The 16,401-nt window shown below is 29.8% G+C and carries 16 protein-coding genes, 1 tRNA gene and 1 pseudogene; 2 read left to right on the top strand and 16 right to left on the bottom strand.

The window, feature by feature from the left end; genetic code table 11:
• From U9O55_01860 to mraZ, 13 genes and pseudogenes are all read right to left on the bottom strand, one after another.
• A pseudogene (locus U9O55_01860) lies at positions 1–284 on the bottom strand (type I restriction-modification system subunit M N-terminal domain-containing protein).
• 240 nt (positions 285–524) lie between these two features.
• Positions 525–596, bottom strand: a tRNA-Asn gene (locus U9O55_01855).
• A 97-nt stretch (positions 597–693) separates the two neighbouring features.
• Entirely contained in the window at positions 694–1,491 is a 798-nt protein-coding gene (gene ricT, locus U9O55_01850; protein ID MEA2088566.1) for a regulatory iron-sulfur-containing complex subunit RicT, read from the bottom strand.
• Between the two features lie 8 nt (positions 1,492–1,499).
• Positions 1,500–2,210, bottom strand: coding sequence for a UMP kinase (gene pyrH / locus U9O55_01845; GenBank protein ID MEA2088565.1), 711 nt, complete (start codon positions 2,208–2,210; stop codon positions 1,500–1,502).
• Positions 2,211–2,300: 90 nt separating this feature from the next.
• Positions 2,301–2,516: a hypothetical protein gene (locus tag U9O55_01840; protein ID MEA2088564.1), complete on the bottom strand. Its 216-nt coding sequence runs from the start codon at positions 2,514–2,516 to the stop codon at positions 2,301–2,303.
• Complete coding sequence (locus tag U9O55_01835; protein ID MEA2088563.1) at positions 2,516–2,728, bottom strand: hypothetical protein; 213 nt, start codon at positions 2,726–2,728, stop codon at positions 2,516–2,518. The genes U9O55_01840 and U9O55_01835 overlap by 1 nt, the downstream gene beginning before the upstream one ends.
• A gap of 18 nt (positions 2,729–2,746) precedes the next feature.
• Positions 2,747–3,517 (bottom strand): translation elongation factor Ts, encoded by a 771-nt coding sequence (tsf, locus tag U9O55_01830; GenBank protein ID MEA2088562.1) that lies wholly within the window; start codon positions 3,515–3,517, stop codon positions 2,747–2,749.
• Between the two features lie 106 nt (positions 3,518–3,623).
• The gene (locus U9O55_01825; GenBank protein ID MEA2088561.1) at positions 3,624–4,340 is read right to left on the bottom strand and encodes a glycosyltransferase family A protein; all 717 of its coding nucleotides are present in this window, start codon (positions 4,338–4,340) and stop codon (positions 3,624–3,626) included.
• Positions 4,337–5,614 carry a UDP-N-acetylmuramoyl-tripeptide--D-alanyl-D-alanine ligase gene (gene murF, locus U9O55_01820; protein ID MEA2088560.1) on the bottom strand — a complete coding sequence of 426 codons (1,278 nt, stop codon included), beginning with the start codon at positions 5,612–5,614 and terminating at the stop codon, positions 4,337–4,339. Before murF ends, U9O55_01825 begins: the two co-directional genes overlap by 4 nt.
• Before the next feature lie 154 nt (positions 5,615–5,768).
• On the bottom strand, positions 5,769–7,619 hold the full coding sequence (locus U9O55_01815; GenBank protein MEA2088559.1) for a penicillin-binding protein 2: 1,851 nt from the start codon (positions 7,617–7,619) through the stop codon (positions 5,769–5,771).
• An 11-nt stretch (positions 7,620–7,630) separates the two neighbouring features.
• The gene (locus U9O55_01810; GenBank protein ID MEA2088558.1) at positions 7,631–7,978 is read right to left on the bottom strand and encodes a hypothetical protein; all 348 of its coding nucleotides are present in this window, start codon (positions 7,976–7,978) and stop codon (positions 7,631–7,633) included.
• 2 nt (positions 7,979–7,980) lie between these two features.
• Positions 7,981–8,934, bottom strand: a complete 954-nt coding sequence (gene rsmH / locus U9O55_01805) for a 16S rRNA (cytosine(1402)-N(4))-methyltransferase RsmH (GenBank protein ID MEA2088557.1) — start codon at positions 8,932–8,934, stop codon at positions 7,981–7,983.
• 21 nt (positions 8,935–8,955) lie between these two features.
• On the bottom strand, positions 8,956–9,387 hold the full coding sequence (gene mraZ, locus U9O55_01800) for a division/cell wall cluster transcriptional repressor MraZ (GenBank protein MEA2088556.1): 432 nt from the start codon (positions 9,385–9,387) through the stop codon (positions 8,956–8,958).
• 712 nt (positions 9,388–10,099) lie between these two features.
• Here mraZ and U9O55_01795 point away from each other — a divergent pair.
• Complete coding sequence (locus tag U9O55_01795) at positions 10,100–12,256, top strand: hypothetical protein (protein ID MEA2088555.1); 2,157 nt, start codon at positions 10,100–10,102, stop codon at positions 12,254–12,256.
• A 10-nt stretch (positions 12,257–12,266) separates the two neighbouring features.
• The gene (locus U9O55_01790; GenBank protein MEA2088554.1) at positions 12,267–13,208 is read left to right on the top strand and encodes a magnesium transporter CorA family protein; all 942 of its coding nucleotides are present in this window, start codon (positions 12,267–12,269) and stop codon (positions 13,206–13,208) included.
• Positions 13,209–13,400: 192 nt separating this feature from the next.
• On the opposite strand, the gene U9O55_01785 is transcribed toward U9O55_01790, so the two are convergent.
• From U9O55_01785 to U9O55_01775, 3 genes are all read right to left on the bottom strand, one after another.
• Positions 13,401–14,132 carry a hypothetical protein gene (locus tag U9O55_01785; GenBank protein MEA2088553.1) on the bottom strand — a complete coding sequence of 244 codons (732 nt, stop codon included), beginning with the start codon at positions 14,130–14,132 and terminating at the stop codon, positions 13,401–13,403.
• A gap of 148 nt (positions 14,133–14,280) precedes the next feature.
• The gene (locus U9O55_01780) at positions 14,281–14,637 is read right to left on the bottom strand and encodes a hypothetical protein (GenBank protein ID MEA2088552.1); all 357 of its coding nucleotides are present in this window, start codon (positions 14,635–14,637) and stop codon (positions 14,281–14,283) included.
• A gap of 225 nt (positions 14,638–14,862) precedes the next feature.
• The coding region (locus tag U9O55_01775; GenBank protein MEA2088551.1) for a GAF domain-containing sensor histidine kinase at positions 14,863–16,401 on the bottom strand (1,539 nt) is incomplete at its 5' end.

Raw genomic sequence — 16,401 nt, 5'->3', positions numbered from 1 at the left:
CCTTTATTTATAATAGTTTCTTTTCTACCAAATTCCGCTTCTTTATCGTTCATCTTTGCGTAATCAAATTGTTCCTTTCCGGAAATTCGTCGTTCATCATCATTAATATAATTTGTAAGATTTTCACTAATAAAACGATAAAACAGTATTCCGAGGACATAATGCTTGAAATCCCAACAATCAACACTGCCTCACAAATCATTGGCAATCTGCCAAATAGCGCGATGCAATTCAGCGCGTTCTTGTTCTTTTGCTGTATTTACATTTTTTTCGTTTTTTACCATATAAAAAAATTAAAATAAATTTAATTTAACCCTTGAATTAAGTATACTTTTATTATAACAAAAAATCAAATCGTATTTTTAGCTTTTTGCGGTTCTGTGCCCGACCTCCGTCCGAATAAAATTAAGCAAGCAAAAAAAATTAATCAAAAACAAAAATCGCCCAAAAAAGGCGATTTTTACTAGCCAAAACGTATATTTGTCCGCAGGATGCTATTTGGTCAGTCTCACCGAGATTATCTGCTCCCGGGGTCGGATTCGAACCGACGACCAATTGGTTAACAGCCAACTGCGCTACCGCTGCGCTACCCGGGAATATATATAAAATTTTAAATTTTGAATCAATTTTTAATTTAATTTAATTTTTCAATACTTGATTCGTAATTCGTAATTGATAATTTTTAATGTTTAATTATTTTTTTATTTTATCAACTTCAACTTTAGTAATAACTCCGTCCTTTTCTTTAATTGATATTGTTCTTTTTAAAATTTGCCTAGCTACAACTTGAACTTTTTTGTTTTTATATTTTACTGTCGCTCCTATCTCAGGCAAACCTCTTGAAAGTTCTTGGTAGGCTTCTTTTTCATAAGTTAAACAACACATCAAACGTCCGCATATTCCTGACAATCTATCAGATGATTTATTTTCTAATTGCTGCAATTTTACCAAATCCGAACGAACATTAACAAAATTTTTAATAATTTTTCTGCAACATAATTCTTTTCCGCAAACTCCCAAATCTCCCATTATTTTTGCTTCATCTCTGATTCCTATCTGTTGCATTCTGACTGATTTTTGAAAATGCCTTGTTAATTGCTTTACTAATTCGCGAAAATCAACCCTTCCAGCGGCAATAAAAACAAAAATAATGCAACTTCTATCAAAAGCAAAATGCGCGTCAATTACTTTCATTTGCAAATTGTTTTCCTTGATTTTTTCCTTGCAATATTTTTTCGCTTCTTTTTTGTTTCTTTCTTTTTCATTTGCCTTTTTCAAATCAGCGACAGAAGCTATTCTGGAAATAACTTTCATTTTGTCTAATTTTTCAATATCAATATCTGCTTCTTTAACGCTTTTAACTATTCCAATTTCCATTCCTAAATCTGATTTTGCTATTATTTTATCTCCAACCTTAACATCGTAACTGCCAGAGTTAAATTCGCATAATTGATTATCCCAAGGGTAAAATTGCAGTTTAATTATTTGCATAATACAGATTAATAAACAAGTGTACCTATTTTTTCATTGCTTATCGATTTTTTTAAGCTTCCTTTGCTAAATTTAAAAATTTTAATAGGAAGGTTGTTATTCATACAAAGCGCGAACGCCGTAGAATCCATCACTTCAATATTTTCAATAAGCGCCTGCCTAAATCTTAATTCATCATATTTTTTAGCTTTTTTGTTTTTTATTGGATCAGAAGAATAAACTCCGTCAACTTTTGTTGTTTTCAAAATTATTTCGCAATCAAGTTCTAAAGCTCTTAACACAGCCGCGGTATCAGTCGTAAAATATGGATTTCCAGATCCGCAAGCTAAAATCACTATTCTATTTCTTTCCAAATGCCTTATTCCGCGCCTGCGAATATACGGCTCAGCCACCTGCGTCATGCTGATAGCTGACAAAACTCTTGTGCTAATTTTCTCTTCCTGTTCTAAAATGCTTTGCAATGCCAATGAATTAAGCATTGTGGAAATCATCCCCATATAATCTGCTGTTGCTTTTTCTATTTCCTTATCTCTTACAAAACGCCCTCTAAAAATATTTCCCCCGCCGACAACAATGGCAATCTGGATATTTTCATCATAAACTTTTTTAATCTCTTTGGCTATTTCTTTTACTTTTTGAAAATCAATTCCAAAACCTTTTTTACTGGCGAACATTTCTCCTGAAATTTTTATTAAAACTCGTTTGTATTTAGTTTTCATATAAAAATATAACACTAATCCGAAAATATATTATTTAATAATTTTTTAATTAGGGGAATTTTTTATTCCCCCATTTCCAGCCTACATTTTTTACTTTTGTTTTACTGGCTTTAGTGAAAAACGCGTAGAAATTGTATCAATAAAAACATAAAAAATATTCATGCAGTTTTCACATCTAAATTTTTTTACAATCTTATGGCATATCATATAGGGATTCTCTATTTCATAAAAATTTTCTATCTCTTTAAGCTCGCTATCAACGCAATCATTGCAAACAATTTCAAAATTAAAACTAAACTTTGTCATTACTCTTCTCCTTTTTTATTTTTTTCTAGAAAATCTGTTATCATTAACTCACATACTTGCAAATACGTGTTTATTGTTCTTCCACATTCTTTGCACCTAAAATTTCTACTGATAGCTCCGCTGGCGCAACGTCTTTCCTTTCTAATTTCTGTTAATTTTTTACTTCCGCAACAACAACAAATAATTTCATAACACAAATTGAAATGAGCCACTATTCCCCCTTTTTTTGTCTAAAGTGAATATTTTATAAATTTTATTATTTTTAATTCAGGATCAGTTTCTTTCATAATCTGCTCAATGCTTTTTTTATCGTCTTTAATAAAAATCTGCCTTAAAAGACAAACTTCCGCAAAATATTTATTTATTTTTCCTATTAAAATTTTATCAATTATCTGCTCTGGCTTGCCTTCTTTTTTAAGCTGTTCGCGATAAATTTCTTTTTCTTTTTCTTGCTCTTCTATTGGAACATCCTCAGGCGCTACATAATTAGGCGACATTGCCACAACCTGCATGGCAATGTTTGCTGCCAAAGTTTCATCTGCTTTTTTGTTAAAAACAACAGCGCTCCCGGCTTTATTATTAGAATGAACATAAAAAACAATATATTCGCCTGTTAGTTGCTCGCCTTTTCCAAAAGTCAAATTCTCGCCAATTTTCAAAACCATTGCTTCTTTTTTGCTGTTAAAATATTCTTCTGATGAATTTTCTAATCCAGCGCTTACCGTATCTTTTACAAAATTTTTAAAATCCTGATTTCGCGCCACAAAATCTGTTTCGCATAAAACTTTAACAATTGAACATTTTTTATTATCATTAGAAACAACAATATCAATCAATCCTTCGTTTGTTTCTCTTCCAGCTTTTTTTGCTGCTTTTGCTCCGCCTTTTTTTCTCATAATTTCCACTGCTTTATTAATATCTCCATTTGCTTCATCTAAGGCTTTCTTGCAATCAACAATTCCAGCGCCTGTAATTTCTCTTAATTTTCTAATATTTTCCATATTTTTAATTTTATTAAATTTATTAAATTAAATACAAAAAAACAAAAATACTAAAAGCATTTTTATAATTTAAAGTATAGCACTTCCTATGCTACTGTCAATAAAATCACAAAATCTTATGTTTTTCTTTAATTATCTTAACCGCGTTTTCGTATTGTCTGACTTTATTAAAACTAATCCCAAATTTTTGCCAAGGAATCTTATAAAAAAAACTTGGTAGCCAAAAAGACATTCCTATTTTGCGTGGCTTAACTTTAAATAAAATTTCCGGAATCCAAACTCCTTTGTGCCCATTTTCCAACATTGTAAGCCAAAGATCCCAATCCTGCAATTTTTTAATACTTTCGTCAAAATTTGAAAAATCAGAACGCCTGATTAAAGATGATGTGTGAATATATGGCATCTGCTGTAATTTTTTTGAATCAAATTCCCAAAGCTTAAAAATTTTAAAGCCGAATTTAAAAGAAGAATAAGCATATGAAGCTTCGGAATTAACTTTTAGTGCGTTTCTCATTTTTTTAAGCATAATCGGCTTCATCACAATATCAGCGTCAAAAAAAATAATATAATTGCCTGATGATTCTAAAAAACCGCGATTGCGCGCGGAATTGGCCCCTTTATTATCCTGATGAATAATTTTTAGCCTTAAATCTCGTTTATTAAATTTTTCCTTTTGTTCTTCTAAAACTTTTTGCAAACTGTCCTGCGATCCATCGTCAACAATAATAACCTCTAAATCAATAAAATCTTGGCGTAAAACAGAATCCAAGCAAAGTCCCAATTCTTTCGCGTGATTATAAACTGGAATAATAATAGAAATCATAGCCACTCCTTTCCTTGCCTTGCCAGCAACTCATTCGCTTTTAAAGGATAAGCCATAATTTCTTTAACAATCTTTTCCATTCTCATTCCTTGAGACCCCTTAAGCAAAATCAAATCATTTTTAGAAATTTTATCTTGCAAAAATCTCCCTGCTTCTCTGTTCCGCGAAAAAGAAAAAACTCTGTTCTTGTCCATTCCAGACGCGATAGCGCCTTTCGCGATATTTCGCGCTGCCTCGCCCTTAGTAATAAGAATATCAATCCCATTTTTAACAACTTTTTCTCCTGTTTTTTTGTGGTAATCCTGAGAGCGGTTGCCTAATTCCAACATATCACCTAAAACAGCTATCTTTTTCGCGCCATCTGGCAATTTTATTTCTTGCATTATTTCTAAAGCTGATTTAACGGCTAAAGGCGATGAATTATAAGTATCATCTATTATTGATGTCTGCTTAACGCCTTTAATTAAGCTCATTCTTCCTTTTGGAGGAGCGAACTTTTCCAAACTTTTAGCAATGCCTAATAAATTTATTTTATAAATAGTTCCAACAGCGACAGCCGCTAAAGCGCTGTAAATCTGCGAAAATCCCAAAATTTTTGGCATAAAAATTGGAACAACATTTCCGTTGCATATAAGCTTAAAAGATACTCCATTTGGTTTTTTATTATAATAACTAATAACAGCATCAGTAGCGCGCACATCAGCGCCTTTTCCAAAGCCAAAAGTTATAACTTTTGCTTTTGTTTTATTTTTCATATTTCGCGTTAAATCTAAATCCATATTAAGAATCGCGAAATTTTCATGCTTTAAATTTTCAACAATTTTACGCTTTTCTTTTTCTATTTTTTGCACAGTATGAAAAAATTCTAAATGCGATTCTGAAATATTAGTTACTATTGCAATATTACAACGAACAAAACTAACTAAATATTCTATGTCGCCTATTTTATCAGCTCCCATTTCTAAAATCAAAATTTTAGGATAATTTTTGTCTGTTGTTAAAATCAATTTTATCCCCTTGCTTATAATATTCAACCAGCCAAATATTGATTTTGACGGGCTTTTTTCGCCAATAATTGTGAGGGGAACGCCAATCTCATTATTATAATTTTTAATATTAGCCCTTACTTTATAATCTTTTTCTAAAATTCTTTTAACAGCGTCTTTTGTTGAAGTTTTTCCAACGCTTCCTGTAATTCCAATAATCTCTGGTTTATATTTATCAAGTATCTTTTTTGATAAAATTTTTAAAATATATTGTATTATTTTTTTCATAAATTTGATTTGGAAATCATATTTAATCTCTTTTATTAATCCTCCTTTAGTAAAGGAGGATGGAGGATTTTTAAATTATTATTTTTTATTTATTATTTAAAAATTGATCATTGAAAATTGATTAAAAATTGAAAATTGATAATTGAAAATTGTTTTAGTACTCCGGTTCTATTTGATAATAATTTAAAATAAATTTGGCTATTTTTCCAAACAACGGAGCCGCTGAACTTTCAGCCCAAATAACATCTTTTGGATTATCAACTCTGACTAACATTGTGAAACAAGGATTATCAGCGGGCGCGAACCCAACAAACGACCCAATTGTTTTGTCTTCTTCATACCCTCCCCCTTCTTCTTTTGGCACCTGGGCTGTTCCTGTTTTTCCAGCAACATAATATCCATCAACGCCAGCGCTTTTCCCATGCCCTTTTTTAACTGTTGAAGCCAACATTCCTGAAAGCAACACAGCTGTTCTGCTGGAAACCACTTTTCTAATTTCTTCAGGCATTGTTTTCTGCTCAATGCCGTTACTGTCTATTATCTTTTCAACTATATACGGCTTCATTAATTTTCCGTTGTTAGCGATAACAGAAAAAGCATTTACCATTTGTAACGGCGTTACGGAAATTCCTTGCCCAAAAGAAGCTGTTGCCCAATAAATTTCTTTTTTCTTGTTTAAAGATTTTATATTCCCGATTGACTCTGGCTTTAATTCTATTCCCGTTGGCTTTCCAAACCCAAAATTCTCAACATATTCTTTTAACATTTCATTACCTACCTGATTTAATACAAAAATTACTCCCGTGTTTAGCGATTTTTCTAAAACATTTGTCATTGTCTGATTCTGATAAGCTTTTAAATCAGAATTGCAAATTTTTTCAACACCAATTTTTACGCATCCTGTATCATTATAAACAGTATTTGGCGAAACCTTTCCACTATCTAATCCTGCTGACATTGTCATTGCTTTAAAAATAGATCCTGGCTCATATTGATCAAATATAATAGGATTATTAAAAACACTTAAATCTTTTTCTTTATAATAAAAGTTTGGATCGTAGCCAGGAACTCCGCACATAGCGATTATAGCGCCTGTATGCGGATTTATAACAATCGCCATTGCTTTATCAGCTGAATGTTTTTCAACAGCTTTTTTCAGCTCATCGCAAACCTTGAACTGAATTGCCATATCAATTGTTAAAACTATGTCTGAACCGTCTTGCGCTGGAATAATTTTTGATTCTCTAGTTGAAATTAAATATCCAAAAGCGTCTTTTTTTGAAAACACTGACCCTTGATTTCCGCGAAGTAAATCATCAAAATATCCTTCAACACCGTATTGTCCTTTTTGTTCACTTTCCTCATACCCAACAAATCCTGTAATATGCCCCAATATTTCTGCTTCGGGATAATAACGATAATTTTCTTTAACATAACCTATGCCTTGTTCTTTCAAATCAAGAATTTCATTTAATTCCTTATCTGGAACTTTTTTAGCTAAAATTTCATAAGGATCATTTTTATTTTCTAGCTTTTTCTTTAATCCATCGTATTTTTTCTGAACAAATTCATCTTTTATTTCTTTAATAATTTCTTCATCTTCGCCTACTGGCGGATTTTCTTCATTATTTTCTTCTTTATTTATGTTTTCTTCAAATTCTTTTAACCATAATGGCTTTAATATTTTTGTCAAATTTTCAGCTGTTTTTTCTGCGTCAATTATTATTTTTGAATTTGAATATATTAAAGCTAATTCATAATTCATAGCAACAGGATATAGCTCATTATTAGTATTTCTTAAAAAAATCTTTCCTCTTTTCGGCGTTATTTTTTGGTAAATGCTATGCTGATTGCTTGAAGCTTCAACAAAAAATTTTCCGTTTATAATCTGCAAATTAAACAATTTCAAAACAATAAGAAAATTAAACAAAAAAATAATCGTTAAAATAAAATTGACACGATTATTCTTTTCTGTTTTCGCGTTTACTGCGCTAAATCTAAACATATTTATCTTGTTTATCTTGCCATTGCCATTTCTTCTTTTTGCTTTAAATATTCTATTTTTTCAATTGCTTCCATTTTAGCGCTGTCTAATCGTTCATAAATACTTGCCAAAGACTGCAATTTTGAAGCTTTTAGCTCCATTACTTCTTTTTCATTTTCTAATTTTTCTATTCTATTTTTTAAATCGTCAGCCTCATAAGCAGAAATTAATTTATAATTTATTTGCAATAAATTAAAAACCCCAACCCCTAAAAACATCAAAACAATAACTACTCTTAGAAACAAAAAACTTTTGTTTTTTTTGCGTCTTTTTCTTAATTTTGCTATTTTTACTTTTCTTGTTCTCAAAACCTTAGGCATATTTAAACTTTTTCAATTACTCGTAATTTAGCGCTGCGGGCTTTTCTGTTTTTCTTAATCTCGTCCCATTTTGGCTTAATTACTCTTTTATTAATTATTTTAATCTCTAAACCCTCCTTGAGAGCGAAAGCAGATTTTTCTGCTTCCGCTCCCTTCTGATCACGACAAGCATGGATATTTACAGCATTTTTTCTAAAAAATTTTTTAACTATTTTATCTTCTAAAGAATGAAAAGTAATTACAGCCAATCTTCCGCCTTTCACAAGCGCTTTAACGGCTTGAGGTAAAAATTCTTCAATATTTTGCAATTCATTATTTATTTCAATTCTTAAAGCTTGAAAAACCTGCGTTGCGGGATGAATCTTTCCGCGTCTTTTTTTAACTTTTTGAACAATATCAGCTAATTGCGCTGTTGTTTTGATTTTTTTATTTTTTCTTTCTTTTACTATAATATCAGCGATTTTCTCAGATAACGGCTCTTCTCCATATTCTTTAAAAATACTTCCTAACTCTTCTCTGCTATAATTATTAACAATTTTTTCAGCAGTTAATTCCTGTTGAATATCATATCGCATATCTAACCTGCTATCCTTTAAAAAACTAAACCCGCGTGCTTCATCTTTTATCTGGTCAGACGAGAAACCAAAGTCTGCTATTATTCCGTTTACCTGATTAAATTTATATTTTTCAACAATCTTTTTTAAATTTACAAAATTATCATTAACTAAAATTAAATTTTTTCTAAATTCATAATTCTTAATTCTTGATTCATAATTCTTAATTGCTTTTTCATCTAAATCAACAGCTAACAATTTTCCTTCTGGCAAAATTTTTTCTAAAATAGCTTGAGCATGTCCTGCTCCGCCTAAAGTGCAATCTATAAAATTCTGCCCTGCTTGCGGATTCAGATATTCTACTACTTCTTTTAACAAAACTGGTTTATGTAAAGTCTTCATCTAATTTTAGTTTTTAAAAATCTAAACTCCTAATTCTCCTAACTCTTCCGCGATTTTAGAGCTGTCTTTTTCAGTCTTATTTTTATAACTTTCCCAAAGCTCTTCATCCCAAATTTCCAAACGGCTGTAAAGTCCAGCAATTACGACTTTCTTTTTAATTTTAGAAAACACGCGCAAGTAATCTGGCAAAATTATTCTTCCTTGTTTGTCAATTTTAACATCCATAGCTCCAGCCAGCATTAAACGGGCAAAAGCTCGGCTATTAGCTTGTGAAAAAGGCAAAGCTGATAATTTATCAGCTAATTTTTTCCATTCTTCTTTTGTGTATAAAAATAAGCAATTATCCAATCCGCGCGTTACAACAGCGCCATTTTTCAATTCAGCGCGAAATTTAGTTGGTATTGCCAACCTAGCTTTATCATCAATATTGTGCTTATATTCTCCAATAAACATACCTCTACCAGTTAAACTAAAAGTAAAAAATTAAAAATTAATGTTATAAAATAAACTTTGCTTTTTGTTTTAAACTATTACATCAAACTTTAAACAAATTACCTAATTAACTTATCAAATCGGCCTTAAGACCTCTCCTGTGAGGGAGGGAGAAAGTATTTTTTTACTCGCTCCCAAGTGGGTTTTATTTAGAAAACGCATTTTAGCGCCTCCTTTTTTTTCTTTTCTTGCCTTCTTTGCTCCATGCAATGAGGGCAAAAGCCTCCACTTTTTACCACGCCAATTAAAATAAAAAATCGACACATCGGATTATCACTTTGACATACGATTTCAACAATTTTCCAAATCTTGAAACCGTATAATCTATTACAATTCATACACCATTTTACGAGAATAATACTTGCCCAGATCCTTCTCATTTTTTTCATGATAATCTCCTTTTTTTTGAAAAGAATTTTAACCCACTGCTTAATAATCTTATTTATTTTTTAAAAATTATTATGCAGTAAGTTTAATTGAATTTTTAATGTTCAAAAGTTATCCACAATTTTTCTAATTTATCCCCACTTATCCCCACTTTTCTCCATTTGATTACTATTATACTCCACCCCTATTTTACCGTCAACCCTTATTTATCCACAACAAAAAAGAATTTACTATCTAATCCAAATATAGTATAATAATAACAAATAAATCTGCTGAAAATAAATTTATGTTGAAAATAGAAAAATTTTTAATAGCCCATCCAGACGCAAAAGATATTTGCGATGTTATTATCCCAAAAGATATAATTATTGATCCTGACCCAAAAATAAAAATTTTTGCCGTCTTAAAATGCGAAAAAACGCAAAAAAACAGAGAAACTTTAGATTTCCTAACTCAAGAAATAAAAAAATATTATGATTACAGAAAAGAACGGACAACTAGATTAAAAGAAGAAAACATTTTTGAAAATTTTTTATATAATTTCAACATTGAATTACAGCAATTTTTAAGAAAAAACAGATTGTTATTAAATACAAAAAAAACAAATTTTTTAATCGGAATTATATATTTTGACAAAATAAACGAAAAATACAACTTATACTTCGCGCAAATTGGAAATATTGCCCCGCTTTTAATTTATAAAACAAAAGATAACGAATACAATATAGCTCGGATACAAGAAGCAGTTGATGAAAATTCAGATTCAGCAAAAATATTTTCAAATATGATAAGCGGTCAAACAAAGGAAAATAATTCAATAATATTTTGCGCTGAAAACACTTTAGACTATATTTCTCTTGATAAAATAATGAATATTGCTAAAAATAGCAATGCAAATAATATTGCGCTAGAAATCAAAAATCTTCTCATGGAAATTGATGAAAAAGAAATTTTCTGCGGAATAGCAATCAAAACTGAAAAAAACAACGAAACTTTTTCAATAATCCCAGAAACAAACAGGATTGAAGAAAAAATCTCAGAAGAAAAAGAAGAAAAAGAAGAAGAATCGCCGAAAATAATTAAAGAAGAAACAGCAAGTAAAGAAACTCCTAGAGAAGAAAAATATGAAGTAAGAGAAGCAAAAAACGATTTTACTGTTTTGTCTGAAGCTAAAAAAGAAGAAATTATTAACAAAAAACAAACTTTTTCTAAAATATTCAGTATAATAACATTACCGATTGTAAAATTATTTTCTGTGATAAAATTTGTCGCAACAGGAAAAATTTTTATAAAACTTTTCAAGCTTCCAAAATATTTAAAATCATTGTCAACTTTTAGAAAATTATTGCTAATTGCAGCCATAATTTTTGCAGTTCTTTTTGCGCAAAATACAATCAATATAAAACAAAAAAATGTGACAAAGGAGAAAGAACAAGAGTATCAGGAATTATTATCGCAAATTGAAAGCAAAAAAAATGATCTTGAAGCAAGTTTAATGTTCAACAGCCAAAGCAAGTCAACAGCTATTTTATTAACATTAGAAAATCTGATAAAACAATTGCCTCAAGAATCAGAAAAAGAAAAAGAAAAATTATCAAAGATTGAACAAGAAATAAAAAAAATGGAATTTGAAGCTAAATTAATCTTTGAAATAACTGATCCAGAAAAAATAGCTGATTATTCAAAATTAAACAAAAAATTAACAACAAAAATTATTAAAGAAGGCAATATAATTTATTCCATTACAGAAGATAATGATATTTTCCAGCTTAATTTGCAAAATAAATCAGTTGAAAAAATTGACTGCCAGCAATTATCATTGCCAATCGCGAAATCAATTATAAAAACTGATGAAAATTTTATTATTCTTCATCAAAAAAACAGTTTTTCAAAATTGCAAAAAAGGGATAATAAATTTCATCCAATAGATGTTAAATTTTTGCAAAGCGCTGTTGATATATCATCTGTAGAAGCATACAACAATAAATTATATACTTTGGACATTTTAAATAATCAAATTCAAAAACACACGCCTGTTGGCGATAATTTTTCAACTGGAAAAGAATGGCTGAAAGGAAGCATTGATCTGAACAATGCCGTCAGTATGGCTATTGACGGATCAATTTTTGTGTTAAATTCTGACGGCGATATTTTTAAACTATTTAAAGGAGAGAAACAAAATTTTGCTTTTAGCAATGCTAACAAAATATTAACTGATCCTAAAAAAATCTGGACTGATTCAAGCTCTTTATATCTTTATATTTTAGATGCTGGAGGCAAAAAAATTACTGTGATAGATAAAGACGGAAAATTAATTATCCAATATTATTCTGACAAATTTAATAACCTAAATGATTTTATTATTGATGAAAAAGAAAAGAAGATCTACGCTTTAGCTGATAATAAAATGTTTATAATAAAAATCACGCATCTTAATAACTAAATTTAAAAATATGCCAATAGAAATTTTAACAAATAAAACTCAGGATAAAAAAAATCAGCGCTGGATAAATGTTTCTAATGCCAAAAAGAAAGAAATAGAATATTTGAAAAAAAATTTTAACTTTAATCTAAAAAATTTAAGCGCTTCTTTTGCGCACACTTATTCTCAAAGAACGCAAATTGAAAAATATCCAAAATATCTTTTTATAATTCTACGTTTTCCTGTTTTAGACAAAGAAAAACAAGAAATTATAGTTTCAGAAATAGATTGTTTTGTTAGCAAAAATTATTTGATAACTATTCATGATTCTAATTTAAAAGAGCTTGTTTCGCTTTTTAAATTATGCAAGAAAGACAAAGCTAGCTTAAAATTTTATTTAGGAAAGGATCCAATTTTTCTGCTCCATAAAATATTAGATCGCTCCCTTAATCAATGCTTTGCGACTTTAGATTATCTAAATATAGAAATTTCAAAAGTAGAAGAAAAAATCTTTTCAGGAAACCAGCGAGAAAGCATTGATGATATTTTAATAATTAAACATAATATTGTTAATTTTAGAAGAACAATGCAATCGCATAGAAATCTTTTAAAAAAATTAAGCAATAACCATAATAAATATGTTAAAAAAGAGCATACTGCTGATTACTGTAATCTTATCCAATCCACTGTGGATATCTGGAATACTATTGAAAATCAAAAAGAAATGGTCGAAGCTTTAGAATACACAAATGACTCAATGCTTTCCTACAGAATGGGAGATATAATGAAAACCTTAACGATCTTTTCCGTGATCATGTTCCCTTTAACGCTTCTTGCCGCTATATTTGGAATGAACACGATTAAAGGGATGCCTTTTGTGGAAACAGAAGGCGGATTTTGGATAATTATGGTTATAATGACTATTGGAATATTAGGAATGTTTGGATGTTTTAAAAGAAAAGGATGGATTTGATTTCAAATTAATCTTCTTAATTTTAAAAAAAGACCGATGGTTATTATTTCAGCCATCGGTTTTGGTTGTTTTATATTATTTTTTCCTCCTTCTTTAATAAACTCTTTGCCAATTTGTCCATTGCCCAGTGCCTGGATCTTTATATGACACATAACGAACAGACAAATCAGATACACTGGTTGCGTGATTAAACTACGCATAAGAAGAAGACGATATTTGATAAGCTATTGCTCTTAATGTCCAGTACTGGCCCCAGTCTTGGATAATTTCCAAACTGTATAATTCCTTAAACTTAAACCTGCTGTCATTGGCTGCGACACTATCCATATCTTTAACAGCTTGGCTGTCGCCAGGTTTAAGCGATCCATAGAGTGTGAACTCAGCTCCAGAAACAAAGGAATATATAAAATATTGTATTCTCGGTTTGAATTGCCAGTATCTGATATCAAAATCAGACCACGAGCCGTCATAGCAATAGGCGATATAATAAATCCAACCATTGCTTATCGCTTGAGATGTTGGCTCTTCCTGGCCTTGATAAGTAATTGTGGCGTCATTGCCGTTGCCATATATTGAGTCAGTAAATGCGTGACCAACTCTATAAGTCCAGTCTCCTGAGGATAATGGGACTATTGACGCGTAGGACAAACTTATCCACAGGGCGTCATCAACGCTATTGATGTCATATCCTTCGCCATAAAGCATAAACAAGTCTGGCGAAATTTCCACGACATCGCTCCAGTCGTCAGCGTATCCTAGTCTATAATATATTTGTTCGCTGGCGACATGGTGAAATTTATTGTCGTCGCCGAACAAATATATTTTTATTGGGTCAACATACATTGACGAACAGACATACAGTCCAACCTTTTCAACGACTTTGTAGGCAATATTCTTGCCTGCGGACGGGTTACTAAGCGACACGATCACTTCTGATCGGATTATATAATTGCCTCGTTGGGATGCGTCAAGTTCGGTCAGATAATCCCAATTCGCTAAAAAATTGCAGTCGTCATGACTAAAGCCAAGATAAGCATAGACTTGCTCGCTTGAAATCGGCCAAAGTTGACCGTTAGATTGCAGATAAATATGGTCTGAATTTGTCGCCTTCTATTCTTTTTAAAAAAGAATCTGATAAATAATTACTATTTTTGACAAAATCAAAACCACTAATTCCAGCAGAATAATGCGGATCTAAATAATAATCATAAAATTTTTTTACAAAATTTTCAGGTGTTTGATTTTTATCGTTATTATTATTAACTATTTGATTTGTATTCTGATTAACGATTTTATTGATATTTATATTATTATTTATATTTTTATTAACTTTAATATCAAAAGGCTTTCCAACCACAACCAAAACGCCTAAACTGACTACGATTAGGCACAAAACAAAAATAATTAAATTGTCTTTTTTATTCAACATAACTTTTCACAAATTTTTATCTTTTTAATGATTTTGATTTACCATAAAAACAAAAACGTGTCAAAAATTGCAAATATTATTTTGAATGAAATATTAAAATAAAATTTTGAAACATTATTTTTAACATTTTCAATTGTTGTAAAAAATGTGTGGTCGCGCTTATTTTATAACAATCCAATAAACTATCCTATATACTCTAATTTCTTATTTTTTAAAAAATTTTGTTTATTTTTTTGCCAGCAATTTTACATAAAAAACGCTTCCTTTTTCAACGCCACTGCTTTCAACCCAAATTTTGCCATGATGCGCTTCAATAACTTTTTTGGAAAAATAAAGCCCTAATCCTAACCCTTCAGTATGCACCAAAGAAACCTTTTTCCCGCGAATAAATTTTTTAAAAATATTAGAAATATCTTCTTCGGCAATCCCCATCCCATTGTCAGTGATTGACAAAAGTAAAAATTTTTTGTCTTCATTTTTAACCAATTTTAAATCAACAATAATATTTCCTTGTTTTGTATATTTAATCGCGTTATCAATCAAATTTGAAACAACCTCTTTTATTTTTACTTTATCAACTAAAATGGCTGGTAAATTTTTTTGAATATTTGTATTTATTTTTAAATTTTTTGTTTTAGCAATCTCTTTAAAGCTATCTGCTGTTTCGTTCACTATAATATCAAATTTTTCCTTTTTAAAATCAAAAACAATTTTTCCGCTTTCTATTCTTGAAATGTTCAAAAAATCCTCAACTAATTTTGCCATATGCTCAGTGCTCTTGTATGTCTGTTTTAAAGTGCTATTTGCTTTTTCATTTATTTTTCCATAATCGCCCTCCAAAAGCATAGAAATATATCCTTTAATAATTGTAATTGGAGTGCGCAATTGATGGGAAGCGATTGAAATAAATTCTGATTTGACTTTATCAAGTTTCTTGAGTTCTTTATTAGCTTGACGCAACCCTGTTGTTGCTCTTTTTATTTCAGCTCTCATTTTTATGTTAAAACTTTGCGTTTCTTCATAAAGTAAAGCATTTTCTAAAGCTGCCGCTGATTGATTAGCGATTATTTTTAATATATTAATGTCCTGAATACTATAAAACGCGTTATCTATCTTATTTCCTAAAAACAACAAACCAATTAATTTCTTTTTAGATATAAGAGGTAAAATAATTTCTATTTTATTTTCCTCCATTTCTTTTATTATATTTAAAAATTTATTTTTATATTTTATATTTTTCTCTTTATCTATAGCTTCTTTAATTTTTTGCAATGTAACGGGAATATTATTATTAACAAAATAATAAATTAAAATTTTGTTTTTTGCCAAATTAAATATTTCATATTTTTTGTAATTAATCAATTTTAGAGAAACAAATTTTTTATTTTTTAAATTAGTTGACAAAAGCCCCATTCTTTCTATTTGCAAAGCGTTTTTAGTTTCGTCAACAATCAAATTAATTAAATGTTTAATATCTAAAACTCCGGGGATTTCTTTAATTAAATTTTGCAAAATCTGTTCTTGATTATAAAGCGATGCGAAAAAATATTTATTGGAAATCCTTTCAAAAAATTTTTTTATTGGGATAAAAAAAGAAACAGTGATAATAAAAATTAAAGTAATAATTGTCAACAAGGCGTAATTTATATTAAGATCAACTAAATAATCGCATAGCCACATAACTGCCAAAAACATTATAAGAATAGATAACAATGTAGAAACAATAACTGTGCTTTGACGGATAACAACACGGATATCCATTAA

It is taken from the genome of Patescibacteria group bacterium, from assembly GCA_034660655.1.
Lineage (GTDB): Bacteria > Patescibacteriota > Patescibacteriia > JAACEG01 > JAACEG01 > JAACEG01.
Note: the sequence above shows the minus strand (reverse complement) of the source record. Positions and strands in the feature narration are given on the sequence as shown.